Genomic DNA, 19280 nt, shown 5'->3' with positions numbered 1-19280 from the left:
GGCTCTAACTCGGCCGGCTCGCGGGGCGCTTGTACATGCGCGTCGCCGTGATCTCCCCGTGCACGGTCTCCTCGGCCCGGTCCTGTGGCGGCAGGCCCGGCCGCAGGTGCTCCTCGACACTGATGTACTTCAGCCCGGCCCTGAGGTCCGCGTCGTTGCGCAACCTGATGACCAGCGGGAACTCGGCGAGTGCCGTCGTGTCGAACAGGCCGGTGGTGTACAGGAGCTGCACGCCGAGCGCGTCCGACACGGCCCGCTGGAGTTCGAGCAGGTACGTGGCGTTGGCGCGGCCGATCGGGTTGTCGAGGAACAGCGTGCCCGCGTGCCGGTGCTTGTCGCGGCCCCGGTCGTTCGAGCGCAGGGCGGCCATCGTGCAGTACAGGGCGATGGCCGCGGTGAGCAGCTGGCCGCCGGAGAACACGTCGCCCATCTGTCCGACGGGGACCCGCTCGGCGCGCAGCACGGCGTCCGGCTTGAGGATCTCGACGGCGATGCCCTTGGGCTGGAGCGCGGCGGCGACGCCGCGCAGGAGCAGGGACATGCCGTCGCGGCGCAGGTCGGAGTTCTTCTTGAGGGCGGCGCGGGTCGCCTCGTCGACGACCTCGCCGAGCCGCTCCACGAGGGTCGCCTGGTCGGGCTCCTCGAAGCGGATGCGCACGAACTCCTGGCCCGACCACTCGCCGAGCCCCTCCGGGAGACGGGACAGGCGCTGGGCGGAGCGCAGCGTGGCGAGCGCAGACTCGACGAGTCCGCGCAGCCGGTCCACGATCGAGTCGCGGTTGCGCTCCAGCTGCTCCAGCTCGTCGGTCAGGACGCGCAGCCGGGGCGCGAACGCATCGGCCCACTTCTGCGCGTGCTCCGGCAGCGACGAGGCGGGCAGCTCGCGGATCTGCTGCCGGGCGGGCGTACGCACCTGCTCGTAGCGCGTGGCGTTCGCATGCCGTACGAGGATGTCGCTCGCGTCGCGCACGGAGGCCTCGGCGGCTGACAGGTCGGCGGCGCACCCGCGCAGGGAGCGCCTGGCCTCGGCCGCTGCTTGCCGGGCCTCTTCGAGGGTGCCGGGGTAGGGCTCGGGCTCGTCCTGCTCGGACTCGTGCCGGTCGGGGTGTTCGCGCAGCAGGTCCTTGAGGAGTGCGGCGGTCTCCTCGAAGCCACCGGTCGCGTCTTCGGCAGCGCGGTGGGCGTCGAGGAGTTCGGTGTGGGCGGCGCGCGCCACGGTCAACGCATCGGTGCGCGCGGCCAGTTCGCCCGTGGCGGTGCGCAGGAGCGTCTGGGCGTGCTCGGCACCGGTGGGGACGAGGTCGTCGGGCAGCTCGGTGTGGGCGTCGTCGCCGTCCCCGGGCGCGTGCCGCTCGGCCTCGCCGCGCAGGCGTCCGAGCTGCTCGCTCGCCGTGGAGACGCGGGCCTCCAGGATCTGGACCAGCTCGTCGGCGCGCGCCGCGGCGGCCTGCCGTGACGGCCCGTCGGAACCGTCGGGGGACTCCAGGAGCTGGGCGGCGCGGGTGCGGACCTTGTTGCTGAGCCGGTCGAGCTCGGCGAGCGCGGCGCTCTCGTCGCTCTCCGCGCGTGCCTGCTCGGCGCGCAGGTCGGCGCCGACACCGACCTTCTCGTAGACCTGGGACGCCGCGCGGTACGCCTCGCGCAGGGCGGGCAGCGACGGCTTCGGCGTGGCGCTCTCCGGAGCGGGCTGCTCCGGGTCCGCCGGTACGTCGTCGGGGGCGCCGGCGATCTCCGCGCGCTCGGCACGCAGGGCGCGGGCGGTACGGCGGGCGTCGTCGGCGGCGCGCTGGGCGGCCCTGCGGTCCTCGTCGGCGGAGCGGGCGCGCTCCAGGCACGTCTGGGCGCGTGCCTCCGACTCGACGGCCTCGTCGGCGAGTTCGCGCAGCTTGACCTGCCAGCCGGCGCGCTCGCGCAGCCGGAAGGCGAGGCCCGCGAGGGCGTCGGCGACGCGCCGCGCGCGCTGGGCCGCGTCCTGCCGCTCGTCCCGTACGCGGGTCGCCTCGACCGAGGTCTCGTCGGCCTCGGCGCGGACCGTGCGGGCCTCGGCGAGTTCGGCCTCGGCCTCGTCGGCGAAGGCGCGCGCCTCCTGTGCGACGGCGGTCAGTTCGGCAAGGCGTCCGGCCGGGCAGCCGGTGCGCCACGAGCCGATCCGGGCGGCGAGCTCCCGGTCCTTGGAGAGCCGGGCGGCCAGGGCGCGGATCTCCTCGTCGCGCTCCGTCGCGCGCGTGCGCAGCGCCTGCCGCTCCTCGTCGGCGGCGTGCTCGTCGTGCATCGCCGGGTTCGGCGGCACGAGGAAGACGCCGCTGTCGCCGGTCTCCTCGTGGGGTGTCGGGGCGAGCAGGGCGGCCGCCGTGCCCACGGCCACGGCGGAGCGGGGCAGCAGGGCGGCGCCGCCGAGGGCTTCGCGGGCCCGGGCGTGCGTGTCGGGGTCGGTGATGACGACGCCGTCGACGAGCTCGGGGCGTGCGGCGAGCACGCGCGCGTGGTCCGCGGGGTCGACGGCCTGGGCGAGGTAGCGCCAGCCGGGCAGGGCGGGGATGCCGTGCTCGCCGAGGAACTCGACGGTGGCGAGGACGTCGGGTCCCGGCGGCAGGAGCCCGCCGTCGCCGAGCGCGCCCAGGATGCGGGCGTCGTCGGCCGCGGCCGTGCGCAGGTCGAAGAGTTGGCGTTCGGCGGAGGCGACGCCGTCGTCGAGGAGTGCCTTGAGGTCGTCGGCCGCGCGGTCCAACTCCTCGGCCGTGAGCGGGGTTTCGGTGAGGTCGCGGGGGGCGGTCGCCGCGCGGGCGTGCCCGGTCGCACCTCCGTCGGCCGCCGCGCCCCGGGGTGCGGGCACCCCCACGGCGGGGATCCCCGGCGCACCGGACAGTCCGAGCAGCTCGGCGACGCGCTCCTCGCGCGCGAGGGCACCGGCGGCGCGGTGCTCGGCCCCGTACGCGTGCTCGGCGGCCGTGGCGGCGTCCGCGGCGCGGGCCGCGGTGAGTTCGGCGCGGGCCTCGGCTCCCGCCGCCTCCCGGGCGTGCTCGCTCGCGCGCCGTGCGGCGTCACGCGCCGTGTCCCAGGCGGCGACCGTGGTCTTCTCCGCGTCGCTCGCGGCGAGCGCCGCGCGCGCGGGGTCGGCGTCGGGCGCCGTGTCGTCGAGCCAGCCGGCTCGTACCGCCTCGGCGGTCTCCTGCTCGACCTCGGAGAGCCGCTGCCGCAGGTGTCCGACCTCGCTGCGGGCGCGCTGCGCCTCCGTCGCGGCGACGGTCGCGTCACGGTGAGCGGTCTCGCCCGCCTCCTGGAGCGCGGCGGAACGTTCCTCGCCCTCGTTGGCCAGCTGCTCGGCGCTCTCGGCCGCTCCGTGCAGGGCGCGTACGAGGTCGGCGGCGGCCTTGGCGCGGGCGGCGAGGGCCGGGGCGGCGTCCCGCTCGGCCTCGCGGATGGCGACGGCCACGCGCGCGGAGCGGTCGGCGGCCGCGCGGTGGCGCAGGACGGCCTCGGCGGCCTGCCAGGCCGCGTGCAGGGTGCGCGCGTCGGCCAGCTCGCGCTTCTGTGCGGCGGCGGCCTTCTCTGCTCCGGCGAGCGCCAACGAGGCGTGCCGGTAGGCCAGTTCGGAGGCGATGAGGGCGCTGCGGCCGCGGGCCTGCTCCGCCTCGCCGACGGTGTGCGCGGCGGCGGTGACCTGCTGGGCGAGGTCGGCGGCGCGGCCGCGCTCCAGGGCTGCGCGGGCGGCGAGCCTGCGGGCCAGGGTGCGGGTGCGGCGCTCGGCCCCGGCGTGCACGTCGCGCGCGCGTGCCCGGGTGTCCGCGGCGTCCACGATGCGGCCGAGGAGATCCACGGAGCCGGCGGTGAACTCGCGTTCGGCGATCAGCTCGGCGCGCCGCCCCAACTTGTTTCCGAACCCGCTGACCAAGTCGGCGAGCCCGTCCGTGTCCCGGGTGTCGGTGACGGCGCGCAGGAGCAGGTCGGTGAAGTCGGAGTCCTTCTTGACGGCGAAGAGACCGGCGGCCTCACCCTCGTCCGCGTTCATCTCGCGCTGGTAGCGGAAGAGTTCGGGGTCGAGGCCGAGGTCGCCCAGGTGCTCGTTCCACCGGTCGTGGATCTCTTCCCAGTGCACTTCGAGGTGCGGGTACGCCTTGCCCGCGTCCGTGAGTGCGTCCCGGAAGCCCTTCATGGTGCGCCGCCGCCCCTGCGCGCCCGAGACGCCCTCGCCCGAGGCCCGCACGGCGGAGGACTCGGCGACGGGCAGCGAGTCCAGGCTCATGCCGGGCCCGGGCCGCAGTGAGTACCAGGCCTCGGCGAACTTCCGCGGGTCGTTCGAGACCTGCCGCCCCCGCCACTCACTGACCTTGCCGACGACTACGCACTCGCCCGTGAGGGTGTGCTGCCACTCCAGGGCCACGTGCCCGCAGTCGTCGGCGAGCAGGAACTTGCGCAGGACACCGGAGCTGGCGCCGCCGAGCGTGTTCCGGTGGCCCGGCAGCATGACGGAGAAGATCAGCTTGAGGAGGACCGACTTGCCGCCGCCGTTCTCCAGGAAGAGCACGCCGGCGGGCGCGGGACGGCGCGGCGGCCCGACGGGCTCGTCCTCGAAGAATTCCGCCTGGGTGGGCGCGGGGTCGGGCACGGGCTCGCCGACGCCCCGCAGGTCCAGGACGGTGTCGGCGTAGCGCGCACCGGCGGGCCCGATGGAGTAGAGGCGAATCCGGGACAGCTCGTACATGGCGGCGGACTCTCGTCGTAGTAAGTCGGTAAGGCGGTACGTCGTGGGGCGGTGGTGCGTGGCCGGTCAGGAGTGGAAGGGGAGTCCTGCGTCGGCCACGAGCTCCCCGTCGTCCTCGTCCGCGGGCGGCAGGAGGCTCGCGGAGCCGTCCGTGACGGGCACGATGCCGAGGTCCGCCAGCTCGGAGAGGGCTGCGGTGCCGGCCAGGTCGCGGACCTGGAGCTGGTAGCGGGCCGTGGTGCGGTAGGTGCCGCCCGAGTCGTCGCCGGTTCTCTGCAGGAACCCGGAGTCGGTGAGGAACGCGACGGCCTTGGCGACGATGCCGGTGGTGGATCCGGCGAGGCGGCGCGCGTCCTTCGTGGCGCCGGTCGAGCTGCGCCGGGCCCAGATGCGCCACGCGGCCTCGAGGCCCGGGGCGTCGGAGGCCGGGTCGGTGTTCTCGCCCTGCTCCTCGGCGCGCTCCTCCAGGCGGCGGCAGGCCTGGCGGACGAAGGCGTCCACGCCGTTGACCGTGACGCGGCCGATGTACCCGTCGTCGGCGAGGTCCTCGGGGCGCGGGAACGCCATGGCGGCGACGGCGAGGTGCGCGAGGCCGTGCAGGAAGCGGTCGGTTCCGTCGGCGGAGGTGCGGCGCGCGTAGTCGCCCATCCGGACGGCGAAGACGGAGTCCTCGGCAGCGGTCACGGCCATCCCCGCGCGCGTGGAGACCTCCAGGACGACGAGGCCGAGCCCGGCGGCGACGGCGTCGGCGAGCCGCGCGAACGGCGGGTCCTCGCGGTAGCGCCGCAGCAACTCGGCGTACTCCTGGTCGCGGGCGGGCTGCAGCTTGGGCTGGAGGCCGAAGGCCACGAGCCGGGCCGCGTCGGCGGCGTCGGCCGGGGTGACGGGCGCGCCGGCCGCCGGAGTCCCGGAGGGCTCCGGCTCGCCCCACGCGGCGTGCTCTGCGGGGTGGTCGGTCACGGCTGGTGCTCCTTGGTCAGGTCTGCTGCGAGGCTCGGGTGCAGGTCGGTGGAAGCGCGCGGCGCGGAGGCCCGGTGCGCTGTGATCGGCACTACGCGGCCTCCGTCCGGTCGGCCGCCATGCCCGCGGCGTCCAGCAGGGCCGTGCCGACGATGAGGTCGGCGCCGCCGAACTCGGGGTCGTCTAGCTCGGTGCCGTCGTCCACGGCGAACAGCAGCTTCTCCTCGCCCTGCCGGTAGGCCGTACCGACCGGCGGACTGGCCGCGTGGACGGACAGCAGGGCGACCAGATAAGGCAGTTCGGGGTCACGGCGACGTGCCTCGGCGAGCAGTCCGGAGAGCCTGCGCGGCGCGTCGGAGGGGAGGTCGAGCAACTCCATGGCGCTCGCGAGCTGCTCCTCGCTGAAGCGGCTGTCGTCCGGCGTCGCGATCAGGTCGGGCTCGGGCATTTCGACGCCGAGGTGCTCCCGCTCCTGGGGCGGCGTAAGCAGTATGTCGATGAGGTCCCCCACCCGTACGGACACGGGCGTCCGCATGCCCGTGCCGCGCGCGAAGAACGCGTCGGTGACGCGGCTCGCCTGCTCGACGGGCAGCGGCAGCAGGGGCGCGACGAGCTGCCCGTACAGGTCGAGGCCCGCGCGCGCGGACGGCGCGGCGAAGGCCTGCCGGTCCTGCTCGGCGCGGAACAGCGGGCCCGCTTCGAGGAGGCGGGACTGGAGCTGCGTGTGGCGGCGGATGCAGTCCTTGACGATGTCGACGAGCTCGGCGGCCCGCCGCTTGTGCTCGGGGTCCTCGGACTCGTCGCGGGCCTTGCGGATGTTCGTGAGGATCGCGTTCTCGTGGCGGTACCGGTCGGCGACGTGGTCGAGCGCCTCAGCGATCATGTCCGGGACGGCGTTCAGCCAGTCCACCGCGCGGACGTTCCTCCGGGTCGCGTCCAGGGCCCTTCGGAGGGTCTCGGAGTACTGCACGGTCCGGTACCTGGCCTGCTCGGCGGCGAGCTGGGCGTCGGCGAGACGGCCGCGGCTGATCAGCACCTCCAGCTTCACCTCGGCGGCGATCTGAGCGCTGGTGACGTCGGTGTCGAGGGCGCCCACCAGGACGTTGACCGCTTCGTCCGTGGTGCGGAGGTAGACGCTGCCCCCGTAGCCGGGGACCTCCTCGATCAGCTTGAAGTCGTAGTCCCTGCGGACATAGGAGCCGTCGGGCGCGAACGTGCCGTACACAGCGCGGAAGCCGCGGTCGACGCTGCCGACGTTGATCAGGTTCTCCAGGACCCAGCGGGCCACGCGCTCGTGCTCGGCGACGGGGCGCTGCGGGGCCTGTGCGCCGACGCGTGGGATGAGCCTGGCCACTATCTGCTCGTGGTCGGCGCCCGTGTCGAAGTCCATGTTGAGTGTGACGAGGTCGATGGCGGAGAGCGCCACCTCGGCCATGCCGTAGCCGGAGTACTCGCCCGCGAGATTGGCCTTGCGCACGTCGAGGTCGTGCAGCGGCGCGGTGCAGGCGAGCGCGCGAAGGCGGCGCGCGAGCCCTTCGTCGGCGGCCGGGCCCGGTGCGGGCCGCGGCCCCGCGCTGAGCTGGGGCGGAACGGATTCCGTGGTGGCAGGCGAAGTCACGGAGCACAGACTAGGTCCTAGGTCTGACAACGGTCGAAACGGCGCAGAAGCGACCGCCCGCACCGCAGGCCCCGCACCGCCGGGTGCGGAGCGCTCCGCCGGCCGTCAGCCGTCCAGCTGTTCGCCCTCGGCGACCCGTCGGCCGTACACGTCGACCAGACCCTCGCGGGAGTCGTCGAGGTACTGGGCGAGCAGCCGCTCGGCGTCGTCGCGGCGCCCCGCCTCCAGGGTCTCGAGGAGCTGCTGGTTGCGGGCGAGATAGGGCTCGTGCAGGCGGCGGGGGTCGTCCACGACGTGGAACGCGAGGCGCAGTTCGGCGAAGACGCTGCGCATCAGCTCGTCGGTCCGCGCGCTGCCCGCGAGCGCCACGAGCTCCCGGTGGAAGTGGATGTTGGCGGTGGAGACGCCCTTCCACTCCCGTGCCTTTGCGGCTCGGAGCCCGTCGGCGACCGCGTCGGCCACCGCACCGAGGTCGTACGGGGGCGGGCCGAGGCCGCGTACGACGGCGCACTCGACGAGGCGGCGCGTGAGGTAGATGTCCTCGACGTCCTCGACGGTGAGTACGCGCACGAAGACGCCCCGGTTGAGCTGGTGGACCAGGAGCCGCTCGTGGGTGAGCAGCCTGAACGCCTCGCGCAGCGTGTTGCGCGAGACGCCGAGTGCGCCGCCGATGCTGTCCTCCGACAGCCGCGCCCCGGGCGGGAAGTAACCCTCCGCGATGCGGCTCCTGAGGATGTCCGCGACCCGCTCGGCAGTGCTGGTGCGCCCAAGGAGCGCGCGGTCGTCCGCCAGTCCGTTCAGTTCCGCCACGCCCGAATTCAAGCGCAGATACCAGAACGAAACAACATGGGTATTGAGGGATCGTTCAACGATCATCTACTTTGGCGGGCAGACGCGGATTCCCCACGTTCCGCGTCCATCGGTTCAGCCCACTCAGGAAGCCCCCGCATCCGTCCTGCGAGGTGCCCATGAGCACTACCCCACCGCTCGACGCGGCAGTGACCACATCTCCCGCGCGCCCTGGTGAACTCCCGCTCTCCGAGGGCGCGTTCGGCTGGCTACGCGATCTCGGCCCGCGCGGCCGACGCGCCTTCGGGGGCGCCTTCGGGGGCTATGCGCTCGACCCCGCAGCGGCACAGGTGCCCCCGGGCACGCCGGTCCGTTTCGTCCCGGCGGCGGGCCGCTGACGGGAGTCCCCACAGCGACCACCGCCCCTCCCCCGGGGACCCGCCCACCACCACGTCACCTCACGCGCCGTCCGCCCCTCACGCCGCGTCCGCCTGTTCCACGGCCGCCAGCGCCGCGAGCGCCGAGACCACCGAGCTGGACGCCCGCAGGTCCAGGCGGGCGCTGGTGCCACGCGCCCGGTGGCGCAGCTCGTCCGCGGCGAGGGTGAGAAGCTGGGGAAGCAGGTCGGTGCACCGCCTCGCGACCCAGCCCGTGCCCGCCGTGGCGAGCCACACCAGGCTCGCCGAGCGCGTGGGCTCGGGCCGTTCGGGCTGCGGCGACGGCGGCGTTCCCTGGGCGCGCCCGTCGGCCGCGAGCAGGGCGTGGAACCGCGCGGCGAGTATCCGGTGCCCCCGTTCGCCGGGGTGCAGCCGGTCCGCGCTCCACATGGAGCGGTCGGCGACCCATGCCCCCTCGGCCGCGTGCAGATGCACGGCGCCGTAACGCTCGGACAGGGCGTGGACGACCGAGTTCACCGCCTGCTGGCGCCTCGCGAGAGGCCTGCCGAGCAGGCCGGGGAGCCCCAGCATCGTGCCGGGGTCGGGCAGGCACGCCGTGAGCAGGACCGCGCCCTGTTCCGTGAACGCCGCGTACACGTGGTCGAGGCGGGCGGCCACGGCGTGGATGTCGAACGTGCGGCGCAGGGTGTCGTTGACGCCGACGAGGACGGAGGCGATGTCGGGCCGCAGGGCGAGCGCCTGGGGCATCTGCCGGGCGAGGACATCAGATGTCTGGGCGCCGCTCGCCGCGAAGTTGTGGAACTCCACGGGTGTGCCGTCCGGGGCGAGCCCGGCGGAGAGCAGTTCGGCCCAGCCGCGCCAGGCGCCGCCCACCGGGTCGCCGACCCCTTCGGTGAGTGAGTCCCCGAGAGCGACGAACCGCAGAACCTCGGTCATACGGCATCCCGCCCGGTCACCCGTATCGGCACGTCGACCGTCCCCCTGAGAGGCACCTCGGCCGCCCCTCGGAGAGCCACGTCAGCTGTCCCCCGGAGAGGCACGTCGGCCGCCCCCTGGAGAGGAACGTCGGCCGCCCCTCGGAGAGGCACCTCGGCCCTCACCCGTACCGCGTCGTGCGCGTGCAAGAAGGCGTCCACCGCGGCGCCCCACCCGAAGCACTCCGCACGCGCGCGTGCCGCCTCGCGGCGTTCGTCCCGGGGTCGTGCGACGAGCTCCGTCACCGCGACGGCGAACGCCTCACCGGTGTCCTGTGCGACTCCCCCGGCGGGACCCACGACCTCGGGCAGCGCCGACGACGCGCTGGCGACGACGGGTGTGCCGCAGGCCATCGCCTCGAGCGCGGCGAGTCCGAACGTCTCCGCGGGTCCCGGCGCCAGGCACACGTCGGCGGCGGCCTGCAACGCCGCAAGCTGCGCGCGGTCCGCGACGTACCCGAGGAACCTCACCGGCAACCTCTGCGCGCGAGCCTGCTGTTCGAGCCGCGCCCGCAACGGCCCGTCCCCGGCGACGACGAGTACCGCCTGCGTCCCCCGGCGACGGAGGGCGGCCAGCGCGTCGAGTGCGGTCCCGGGCCGCTTCTCCACCGACAGACGCGAGCACATGACGAGCAGCACCTCGCCCACGCGCGCGTACCGCTGCCGCACGGCGGGGTCCCGCAGGGCCGGGTGGCAGCCTTCCAGATCGACACCGAGCGGGGCGCGTACGACGTTGCGCGCCCCGATGCGGATGAACTCGCGTTCGGCGTACTCGGTCGTGCACACCACGCGCGCGTAGGCGTGCGCGGTGCGGGAGTTGAGCGCGTCGGCGGCGCGCAGGGCGACCTTCTCGGGCAGGCCCCAGGTCCGCAGGACGCCGTCGGCCGTCTCGTGGGACACCATCACGGCGGGCACCCGGGCACGCCGCGCCCACTCACCCGTCCACCTCAGGGTCGTACGGTCGGACACCTCGATCCGGTCCGGGGCGAGACGCCCGAGCAGCTCGGCCACGCGCCGCCGGTCGGTGAGGACGCGGTAGCCGCCGGTGCCGGGAAGCAGCGTCCCCGGCAGCGTGATGACGCGTCCCTGCTCGCTCTCGTGCTCGCCGGCCCGCTCCCCCGGCACGATCAGGACGGGCTCGTGCCCGGCGGCGCGGTAACCGGCCCCCAACTCCCGCAGGGCGGTTCGCAGTCCGCCCGATGCGGGTGCGACGAAGTTGGCGAGACGCACGATCCGCAGCCCGCTCATGCCGCCACCGCCGTCCGCGCGTCGAGGACCTCTTCGTAGTGGCCGACGAGCTGTTCGCCGACGGCCTCCCAGGTCCGTCCTTCGACCGTGCTGCGGCCGGCTGCCCCGTAGGCCAGGCGGCGCAGCGGGTCCTCGGCGAGCGACCAGACGGCGTCGCGTACGGCGGCCGCGTCGCCGGGTGTGACGAGGAGCCCGGTGCGGCCGTGTGCGACGAGGTCCAGCGGCCCGCCGGCGGCGGGCGCGATCACCGGCACGCCGCTGGCCATGGCCTCCTGCACGGTCTGGCAGAACGTCTCGTAGGGGCCCGTGTGGGCGAAGATGTCCAACGAGGCGAAGATGCGGGCGAGTTCGGCACCGGTGCGGCGGCCGAGGAAGACGGCGCCAGGGAGTGCCTCGCGCAGGCCGGGCTCGCTGGGGCCGTCACCGACGACGACCACGCGCACGCCGTCGAGAGCGCACGCACCGGCCAACAATTCGACTTGTTTCTCCGGGGCGAGCCGGCCCACGTAGCCGACGATCAGTTCGCCGTTGGGGGCGAGTTCGCGCCGCAGGGCTTCGTCGCGCAGGTCGGGCCGGAAGCGGACGGTGTCCACCCCGCGCGGCCAGAGTCGCACGCGCGGCACCCCGTGCACCTCCAGGTCGCGCACCGCGGCGCTGGACGGGGCGAGGGTGCGGTCGGCGGCGCCGTGGACGCTGCGGATCCGCCGCCACGCGGTGGCCTCACCGGCCCCCATGTAGGTACGCGCGTAACCGGCGAGGTCGGTCTGGTAGACGGCGACGGCGGGGATCCGCAGCCGTGACGCGGCGGCCATGCCGCGCACGCCGAGGATGAACGGGCTGGCCAGATGGACGAGCTCGGCGCCGTGCGCGGCCACGGCGGCGGCGACCCGGCGGCTCGGCAGCGCCACCCTGACCTGCGGGTAGCCCGGCAGGGGCAGGGAGGGCACCCGTATGACGGGGCAGGGGGCGTCGGTGTCGGTGTCAGGGCCCGGCGCGGTGGCCGGGGCGATGACGAGGGGGTCGTGACCGCGGGCGGCGAGGTGCCGGGCGGTCTGCAGGGCGCAGTGAGCCACACCGTTGATGTCGGGGGGAAAGGACTCGGTGACGATGACGACACGCATACCGGTGTTGTCGCCGCGTCGAGCGTGGCCACGTCAACGTGGATCTTTCCTGGCGAGGAACGTCCCATGAGCGTTGGCCCTCGCCCGCCGGCGGCCGGGAGGCAGCGTCCTTCGAGCGTTGCCTCCCGGAAAGCCACCGGTCACAACGCCGTCGCGTCCGGTCCTATTCTGCTGCGCACCGCGGTCTGTACCTCGGCCTCCTCGGCCGGGTCGGCGGCGAGTCTGCGGAGCTGGTCCACGACGCGCGCGTCACCCGTCTCCGCGTGGCGCGCGGCGACCTCGCGGGTCGATTCCTCGCAGTCCCACAGGCATTCGACGGCGAATCCGGCGGCGAAGGAAGGGTCGGTGGCGGCCAGGGCCTTGGCGGCGTGGCCGCGCAGATGGGACGAGGCGGTCTCTCTGTAGACGTGGCGCAGGACGGGGGCGGCACAGGCGATACCGAGGCGTCCGGCCCCGTCGACCAGGGGCCACAGTGTCGGTGCGTCGGCGCCTTCGCCGCGCACCGCCTCGCGCAGTGCCGCCAGGACCAGTTCGGTGTCCTGGGCGCCGCCGCGGCAGGCGAGCATGCGTCCCGCGGCGGCGCCGAGGGCGTCGGGCCTTGGGGCCCAGCGGCGGGCGCGCTCCAGGGAGGCGACCGTCCGCATGCGTTCGAACGCGTCGAGGGCGGCGTCCACGACAGCGTGCGAAGGGCTCTCCACGGCGGCCTCGATCAGATCGAGTACGTCGGGATCATGGGTGTCGGCGAGATAGCGCAGCGCCGTGCTGCGGGCGCCGTCGTGCCCGGTGAGCGCGGCCTGGACGATCTCGGCCCTGTCGCCGGGTCCGGCGACGGCGGTCAGGCAGCGCGCGGCGGGCACATACAGGACGGCTCCCCGTTCGAGGCCTTCCTGGGCCCAGTCGAAGACAGCCCGCACGCTCCACCCGGGGCGTGGCCCGGAGGGGCGCATCTGGCGCTGCCACTGGTCGAAGGAGCCGCGTTCCTGGGCCGCGCGCACGCGGGCGCCGATGGCTTCCCTGGGGTCGTCTGCCCACAGCCGCCAGGGGCGCGGTTCGTAGGCGTCGCGCACGGCGGCGGCGAGTTCGGCGTCGCCCTCGGCGTCCTCGGGGAATCTGTCGAGGATGGGGGCGGCGAGCACGCGCAGCCCCGCGTCGTCGTCGCGCAGGGCCAGCTCGTCGAGCGCCCAGGCCCAGCTGGACCCGAAGGCGGCGTAGCGGCGCAGCAGCTCCAGGGCGTCGCGCCTGCCGTACGAGGCGAGGTGGCCGAGGACCGCGAGCGCGAGGCCCGTGCGTGACTCGTCCGTATTGAGGACGTCGTCGGGGTCGAAGAGGTGGCGCTCGATCTCCCCGAGCTCTCCGTGGAGGTCGAGGTAGAGACGGGCGTAGTAGAGCGAGCGGTTCTCCACCTGCCAGTCGTGGCGGGGGTCGCTCAGCACACAGTGATTGAGAGCCGCGAGCGCTTCGGCGCGCGGCGCCGTCAGCGCGTGCAGGGTGCCGTCGCCGCGGCCCCTCTGCAGCAGGCCGAGCAGCGTACCGCTGGGCGCTATGACCGGATCGAACATGGGAAACAGCCTCACATCAAGCGTCGACGCAACCGGGGGAACTGCACTACCTGGCCGCGCGACAACACTGCGGGGCGCCCGCCGTCTCTTGCTTGCTGTAGACCATCTTCCTCTGCCTCTCGTCTGTGGCCCGAATCGGACCGTTCACGGCCCACGCGGTGTGGCACCATCTGCCCCGCCGTCGCGTCCGTAAATCACGTCGTCATGATGACCCAGCGGTTCTTCCCGCCGCGACCACATTTCCTGCTCCCCCGTTCTGGCTGGTCAAAGCCGGTGTCTCAGGAAGTGCCGAAGAGCCCCAGAAGCTCCGCCTTGCCGAACATCCGGGCGGTGTCGACCGCCGACGGGGTCCCCGCCGCCGGGTCGGCGCCGCCGTCGAGCAGTGCCCGGATCACTTCGTTCTCGCCCTTGAAGACGGCGCCCGCGAGCGGGGTCTGGCCCCGGTCGTTGGCGCGGTCGGCGTCGGCGCCGCGCGCGAGGAGCGCGCGGACCGCTTCGGCGTGCCCGTGATAGGCGGCGAGCATCACGAGGGAGTCGCCACGGTCGTTCGTGAGGTTCGCCGATACGCCCGCGTCGACGTAGGAGGCGAGCTGTTCGCTCTCGCCCCGGCGCGCAAGATCGAAGATCTTGGTCGCCAGTTCCACGACTTCGGGGTCGGGGACTTCGCTCATCGGAACAGACCGCCTTTGCGTGTACGGAGTGCTACGACCGTGCGGCCGTACGAGTGAATCGACAGAGTACTGCCCGGTTCGGCACATGAGCAGCGCCGGCCGAGGCAAAGATCACGAAGAGCCCTGACGGCGGTACAGCACGCGCTCAGAAGGCTCATCGGACGCCTGCCGAACGGGTGAAATCAAGAATATTCCACCCATTTGCACCTTTTATCGTATGGATACATGCTGTGAGCCTGGAAGAACTCATGGTGACTGTCCCCATCGACCAGGAGAACTCAAATGATCCTGTCCATCTCAGGCGTGGTGCTGCTCGGAGTCATCGCCTTCCTCTTCTTCCGCAAAGACGGACTCAAGGCATCGCACGGCCTGACCTGCGCCCTCTTCGGGTTCTACCTCTCGGGCACCGCCATCGCCCCGAGCATCAAGGCCGGAGGCGCGAGCCTGGCCGGCCTGCTCGGCGGGATCAAGTTCTGACCCCCTCCCCCCTCGCACGCACCATCAGGAGACAGAAGTGGCTCGGCGCCCCCTCCCCCGCATTCTGAGCAACGGCAGCGCCCCCATCGCCCGGAGCCGGGAACTGGCACGGACGGCAGCCGACGGGGCCACCGACGTACTCCATCCCCTGATCACGATCACCAAGGGCCTGGGCCGCCTGGCATCCGCCGGGCGGCACAAGTGGGCCGACACCCCGAAGGACCGACGCGGACCGCTGTTGTTCCTGGTGGCGGCCTTGTTCCTGGTCGTGGTGCTGATTCCGTACGGGCCGCTGCTGTCGCTCATCACCCTGATGGCAGCGGCCGCGTGGAAGGGCCGGGACCTCACCCCGCCGGCGCCGACCGGCCCCGACGAGTCCCAGGTCGAGCGGCTCACCGCGCTCTACGAGGCGCTCGTCCCGTACTTCTCCGTCCCAGAGGACCCGAGCCCGCTCTTCGCCCACGGCGGCGAGTGGGAGAAGGCCTTCGAGTCGTACGACTTCGACGACGACGGGCGCGTCTCACGCATCGTGGTGCGCTACCCGGCGTACTTCACGGACGGCGAGGCCGACTCCCGCGCCCGCATCGAACAGCTCCTGCACGCCAAGTCGGGCCGGGGCCGCGAGTACCACTTCGAGTGGGACGAGGAGGGCAACCGGCTGGCGGTCACCGTCCTGCCCCCGCTGCCCACCGACATCGCCGCCCAGCGCTTCGTCACGGCACCGGGCGAAACGGTCCTCGGCTTCACCGACGAGAGCGGCACCCAGCGGACCCTCCCCCTCGGTGACGGCGACGAGCAGCGCGATGTGCCGCCCGTCGTCTGGCGTACGGGCATGCGCTCCACCGAGCCGCATCTCCTCGCCGTCGGCCACCCCGGCAGCGGGACCACCTCACTCCTGCGCTCGATCGCTCTCCAGGCCCTCCAGCACGGTGACGTCCTCATCGTGGAGGGCAACGGAACGGGCGACTACGCGTGCCTGACCGGACGCAGCGGTGTCCTGGCCGTCGAGTGCGGGCTCGCCGGCGCGCTGGCCAGCCTGGAATGGGCGGCCCACGAGACGGAGCGGCGCCTGATCACCGCGAACCGGGCGCGCCAGGCCGGCCACCCCGCGCCCGAAGACACCCGGCGCCCCCTGTGGATCCTGTTCGACCGACCCAGCGTCCTCGGTCATCTGGCCGCGGCCGACGGACGCAAGGACCCGCAGACCCTGCTCCAGGTCCCTCTGCGGCACGGGCGCGCGGCCAACGTCACGGTCGTCGTGGCCGACCAGTTCGACAGCCTCGACTCCCTGACCGACGCCGTCTGTCAGCACACACGCGCGCGCGTGGTGCTCGGCCCGGCCACGTACGACCAGATCGAGGACGTCCTCGGGGTCGCGCCCCACACGACGCCCACCCCGGACGTCCCGCCGGGACGGGGCTACGCGCGCCTCGGCGCGGGGGCAGTCCACCGCCTCCAGGTACCGGCCACCCCCGACCCCTACGACGACGCGACGAGTGACGCGGACCGGCAGGCGGTGCTCGCACTGCTCCCGCAGCGGACGTCACCGGCCGACGACAGCCCGGAGGCCGAACCGGTCGTCGAAGCGGCCGAGCCGGTCGAAGCCGTGGAAGCCGTGGAAGCGGTCGAAGTGGTGGGTACGGTGCGGACGGTCGCCGCCGAGGGGTGACGGCCGGGCCCCACTCGGCCCTATGCGATGAGCGTCCGCGGCGGCTCCGCCCCGGACGCTCCGCCTTCCCGCACGAGCCGCGCCGCCGCCGCGAGCCGCACCGCCGCCTCGTCGGCGACCGCCCCGGAAACCGTGAACGGCAGCCGCACATAACCCTCGAAGGCGCCGTCCACCCCGAAGCGAGGCCCCGAGGGCACCCGTACGCCGACGCGTTCGCCGACCTCCGCGAGCCGGGACCCCGACAGGCCTCCGGCGCGCACCCACAGCGTCAGCCCGCCGACCGGCACGTCGAACTCCCAGTCGGGCACCTCTCGGCGCAGCGCGGCGACCAGCGCGGCACTGTTGTCCCTCGCCTGACTGCGGCGCAGCGCCACGGCCTCCTCCCAACCGCCCGTGCTGAGCAGCCAGTTCACGGCCAGCTGCTCCAGGACCGGCGTGCCGAGGTCGGCGTAGGCGCGCGCGGCCACGAGGCTGCGGATCACATCGGGCGCCGCCCGCACCCAGCCGATGCGCATGCCCGCCCAGAACGCCTTGCTCGCCGAGCCGACGGTGATGACGGTGGAGCCCGCCGGGTCGAAGGCGCAGACGCGACGGGGCATGTCCAGGTCGGGGTCGAAGTGGAGTTCGGTCATGGTCTCGTCGACGACGAGCACCGTGCCGGCCGAGCGCGCCGCCTCGACGAGCTGCCTGCGCTGGTCCTCGTCGGCGAGCGCCCCGGTGGGGTTGTGGAAGTCGGCGACGACGTAGGCGAGGCGGGGCGCCGCGTCGCGCAGGACCTGCCGCCAGCGGTCGAGGTCCCATCCCGCGAGCCCCTCTGCCATGGCGACCGGGACGAGCCGGGCGCCCTCCTCCCGCATGAGCTGGAGGATGTTGGCGTACGAGGGCGACTCGACGGCGATGCGCTCGCCTCGGCCCGCGAACAGATGACAGATCGCGTCGATCGCGCCCATCGCGCCGGTGGTCACCATGATCTGCTCGGGCATGGTCGGAATGCCGCGGGCGGTGTAGCGCTCGGCGAGCGTCTCGCGCAGCGCGGGCAGGCCCGCCGGGTAGTCGCCGTGAGTGTGCGCGTAGGGCGGGAGTTCACCGAGCGCGCCCTGGACGGCGCGGGTCAGCCAGGGCTCGGGGGCGGGCAGGGCCGCGGTGCCGAGGTCGATCATCGAGCCGAGGGCCTCGGGCGGCAGGGGCTCGAGGCCGCGCGCGGGCAGCGGGTTCCCGGCGGGCACGGCCGTCCAGCTGCCCGCTCCCCGGCGTGATTCGAGGAACCCCTCGCCGCGCAGCGCCTCGTAGGCGGCGGCGACGGTCGTGCGGCTGACGGCCAGGGAGACGGCGAGCTCGCGTTCGGCGGGCAGGCGCGCCGCGACGGGCACGCGCCCTTCGAGGACTAGGAGGCGGATGCCGTCGGCCAGAGCGCGGTAGGCGGGCGGACGGCGGTTCCCGGGGCCCGGAGGGCGCGTCTGCTGGGAGGTGAGCAGCCGGGCAAGCTGAGCAGCGCCGACCGCCGAAGTCCACTGAGCCATGGAGTCCAGTCCACCTTCCCCGAATTGGCCATGGTTGGCCTGCGTTCCCAAGCCACAGAGTGTCATGCGACAGGCCACTACCACCACAGGGGGCTCCACTTGTCCGCGTCGTCCACGCCACCCGGCCCGCGTCTCACCCGGCGCCTTCTCCAGCTCTACGTCGGCCTGGCGCTGTACGGCGCGAGCTCCGCCCTCCTCGTGAAGGCCGGGCTCGGCCTGGAGCCGTGGAACGTGCTCCACCAGGGCCTCGCCGAACTCACGGGGCTCTCCATCGGCGTCGTGTCGATCATCGTGGGCGCCCTGGTGCTGCTCCTGTGGATCCCGATCAAGCAACGCCCCGGCCTCGGCACCGTCTCCAACGTCTTCGTGGTCGGCATCGCGATGGACGGCACGCTGGCCGTCATGCCCGACGTGCACGCCCTCGGGATCCGCATCCCGCTGATGGCGGCGGCGATCGTCCTGAACGGCGTGGCGACGGGCCTCTACATCGCCGCCTCCTTCGGGCCCGGCCCGCGCGACGGCCTGATGACGGGACTGCACCGGCGTACCGGCCGCTCGCTCCGGCTGGTGCGCACGACCATCGAGATCGCGGTGGTCGTGACGGGCTTCGTCCTCGGCGGCACCATCGGCGTCGGCACCGTCCTGTACGCCGTGGCGATCGGCCCGCTGGCCCAGGTGTTCCTGAAGGTCTTCGCCGCGCCCGCGCCGCCCGAGGCACCCGCTTCGGTTGCCGGCGCGTCACCCGAAGGGGCGATACTTCCGCGGTGACCACGCGCGTACGCCATCCGTATCTCGACCGTTCCGGACCGCTGGCCTTCGCCCATCGCGGCGGGACGGCCGACGGCCTGGAGAACACGATGGCGGCGTTCCGGCGCTCCGTGGACCTCGGCTACCGCTACATCGAGACCGATGTGCACGCCACGTCCGACGGCACGCTCGTGGCCTTCCACGACGCGACGCTCGACCGGGTCACCGACGCGGCGGGCCGGATAGCGGACCTCCCTTGGAACGATGTGCGCCACGCGCGCGTGGCGGGCCGCGAACCGGTGCCGCTCTTCGAGGAACTCCTGGAGACCTTCCCCGACGTTCACTGGAACGTGGACGTCAAGGCCGAACCCGCGCTGCTCCCGCTGCTTGATCTGATCGGCCGCCTGGACGCGTGGGACCGGGTCTGCGTCGGCTCGTTCTCGGAGGCCAGGGTCGCCAGGGCGCAGTCCCTCGCGGGCCCCCGCCTCGCCACGTCGTACGGCACGCGTGGCGTGCTCGGCCTGCGGCTGCGGTCCCTCGGGCTGCCCGCGGCGCTGCGCCCTTCTGCGGTGTGCGCCCAAGTGCCCGTGGCCCAGTCGGGGATACGCGTCGTCGACCGGCGCTTCGTCCGCGCCGCCCACGCGCGCGGGCTCCAGGTCCACGTGTGGACGGTCAACGACCGCGCACAGATGGGTGAACTCCTCGACCTCGGCGTGGATGGCATCATGACCGATCACATCGAGACGCTGCGTGACGTGCTCAAGGACCGGGGAGCCTGGACCTGACCGCCCGCCGGCCGCGTCCGGACACGGGGACAGCGAGGGGGC

At 73.7% G+C, this 19280-nt stretch carries 15 protein-coding genes; 5 read left to right on the top strand and 10 right to left on the bottom strand.

Going from position 1 to position 19280, the window contains the following annotated elements; translation table 11 throughout:
• Positions 1 to 4: 4 nt before the first annotated feature.
• The 4 genes from OG758_RS38195 to OG758_RS38180 form a co-directional block, all read right to left on the bottom strand.
• Positions 5 to 4702, bottom strand: a complete 4698-nt coding sequence (locus OG758_RS38195; RefSeq protein ID WP_326714050.1) for a hypothetical protein — start codon at positions 4700 to 4702, stop codon at positions 5 to 7.
• A gap of 66 nt (positions 4703 to 4768) precedes the next feature.
• Positions 4769 to 5662 carry a hypothetical protein gene (locus tag OG758_RS38190; RefSeq protein WP_326714049.1) on the bottom strand — a complete coding sequence of 298 codons (894 nt, stop codon included), beginning with the start codon at positions 5660 to 5662 and terminating at the stop codon, positions 4769 to 4771.
• 91 nt (positions 5663 to 5753) lie between these two features.
• A complete protein-coding gene (locus tag OG758_RS38185; protein WP_326714048.1) occupies positions 5754 to 7280 on the bottom strand; it encodes a hypothetical protein in 1527 nt (508 codons plus the stop codon).
• Positions 7281 to 7385: 105 nt separating this feature from the next.
• On the bottom strand, positions 7386 to 8090 hold the full coding sequence (locus OG758_RS38180; protein ID WP_326714047.1) for a GntR family transcriptional regulator: 705 nt from the start codon (positions 8088 to 8090) through the stop codon (positions 7386 to 7388).
• Between the two features lie 158 nt (positions 8091 to 8248).
• Between OG758_RS38180 and OG758_RS38175 the strand changes: the two genes are divergently transcribed.
• Entirely contained in the window at positions 8249 to 8467 is a 219-nt protein-coding gene (locus OG758_RS38175; RefSeq protein ID WP_326714046.1) for a hypothetical protein, read from the top strand.
• A 78-nt stretch (positions 8468 to 8545) separates the two neighbouring features.
• On the opposite strand, the gene OG758_RS38170 is transcribed toward OG758_RS38175, so the two are convergent.
• From OG758_RS38170 to OG758_RS38150, 5 genes are all read right to left on the bottom strand, one after another.
• The gene (locus OG758_RS38170; protein ID WP_326714045.1) at positions 8546 to 9403 is read right to left on the bottom strand and encodes an SGNH/GDSL hydrolase family protein; all 858 of its coding nucleotides are present in this window, start codon (positions 9401 to 9403) and stop codon (positions 8546 to 8548) included.
• A complete protein-coding gene (locus OG758_RS38165; RefSeq protein WP_326714044.1) occupies positions 9400 to 10689 on the bottom strand; it encodes a glycosyltransferase in 1290 nt (429 codons plus the stop codon). Before OG758_RS38165 ends, OG758_RS38170 begins: the two co-directional genes overlap by 4 nt.
• Positions 10686 to 11810 carry a glycosyltransferase family 4 protein gene (locus OG758_RS38160; protein WP_326714043.1) on the bottom strand — a complete coding sequence of 375 codons (1125 nt, stop codon included), beginning with the start codon at positions 11808 to 11810 and terminating at the stop codon, positions 10686 to 10688. The genes OG758_RS38165 and OG758_RS38160 overlap by 4 nt, the downstream gene beginning before the upstream one ends.
• A 140-nt stretch (positions 11811 to 11950) precedes the next feature.
• Positions 11951 to 13369: a HEAT repeat domain-containing protein gene (locus tag OG758_RS38155; protein WP_326714042.1), complete on the bottom strand. Its 1419-nt coding sequence runs from the start codon at positions 13367 to 13369 to the stop codon at positions 11951 to 11953.
• Positions 13370 to 13647: 278 nt separating this feature from the next.
• Complete coding sequence (locus OG758_RS38150) at positions 13648 to 14040, bottom strand: ankyrin repeat domain-containing protein (RefSeq protein ID WP_326714041.1); 393 nt, start codon at positions 14038 to 14040, stop codon at positions 13648 to 13650.
• 282 nt (positions 14041 to 14322) lie between these two features.
• On the opposite strand from OG758_RS38150, the gene OG758_RS38145 reads away from it, so the two are divergent.
• Both OG758_RS38145 and OG758_RS38140 read left to right on the top strand, forming a co-directional pair.
• Positions 14323 to 14517, top strand: coding sequence for a hypothetical protein (locus OG758_RS38145; protein ID WP_266566686.1), 195 nt, complete (start codon positions 14323 to 14325; stop codon positions 14515 to 14517).
• A 37-nt stretch (positions 14518 to 14554) separates the two neighbouring features.
• Positions 14555 to 16186, top strand: coding sequence for a hypothetical protein (locus OG758_RS38140; RefSeq protein ID WP_326714040.1), 1632 nt, complete (start codon positions 14555 to 14557; stop codon positions 16184 to 16186).
• A 20-nt stretch (positions 16187 to 16206) separates the two neighbouring features.
• On the opposite strand, the gene OG758_RS38135 is transcribed toward OG758_RS38140, so the two are convergent.
• Positions 16207 to 17706, bottom strand: coding sequence for an SCO1417 family MocR-like transcription factor (locus OG758_RS38135; RefSeq protein WP_326714039.1), 1500 nt, complete (start codon positions 17704 to 17706; stop codon positions 16207 to 16209).
• A 99-nt stretch (positions 17707 to 17805) separates the two neighbouring features.
• On the opposite strand from OG758_RS38135, the gene yczE reads away from it, so the two are divergent.
• The gene (gene yczE / locus OG758_RS38130; RefSeq protein WP_326714038.1) at positions 17806 to 18474 is read left to right on the top strand and encodes a membrane protein YczE; all 669 of its coding nucleotides are present in this window, start codon (positions 17806 to 17808) and stop codon (positions 18472 to 18474) included.
• Entirely contained in the window at positions 18471 to 19238 is a 768-nt protein-coding gene (locus OG758_RS38125) for a glycerophosphodiester phosphodiesterase (protein ID WP_326714037.1), read from the top strand. The genes yczE and OG758_RS38125 overlap by 4 nt, the downstream gene beginning before the upstream one ends.
• The last annotated feature ends 42 nt before the right edge of the window (positions 19239 to 19280 follow it).

Origin of the sequence: Streptomyces sp. NBC_01474 (assembly GCF_035918215.1) — a bacterium.
GTDB classification, from domain to species: domain Bacteria; phylum Actinomycetota; class Actinomycetes; order Streptomycetales; family Streptomycetaceae; genus Streptomyces; species Streptomyces aureus.
This window is presented reverse-complemented; position numbering and strand designations above follow the sequence as displayed.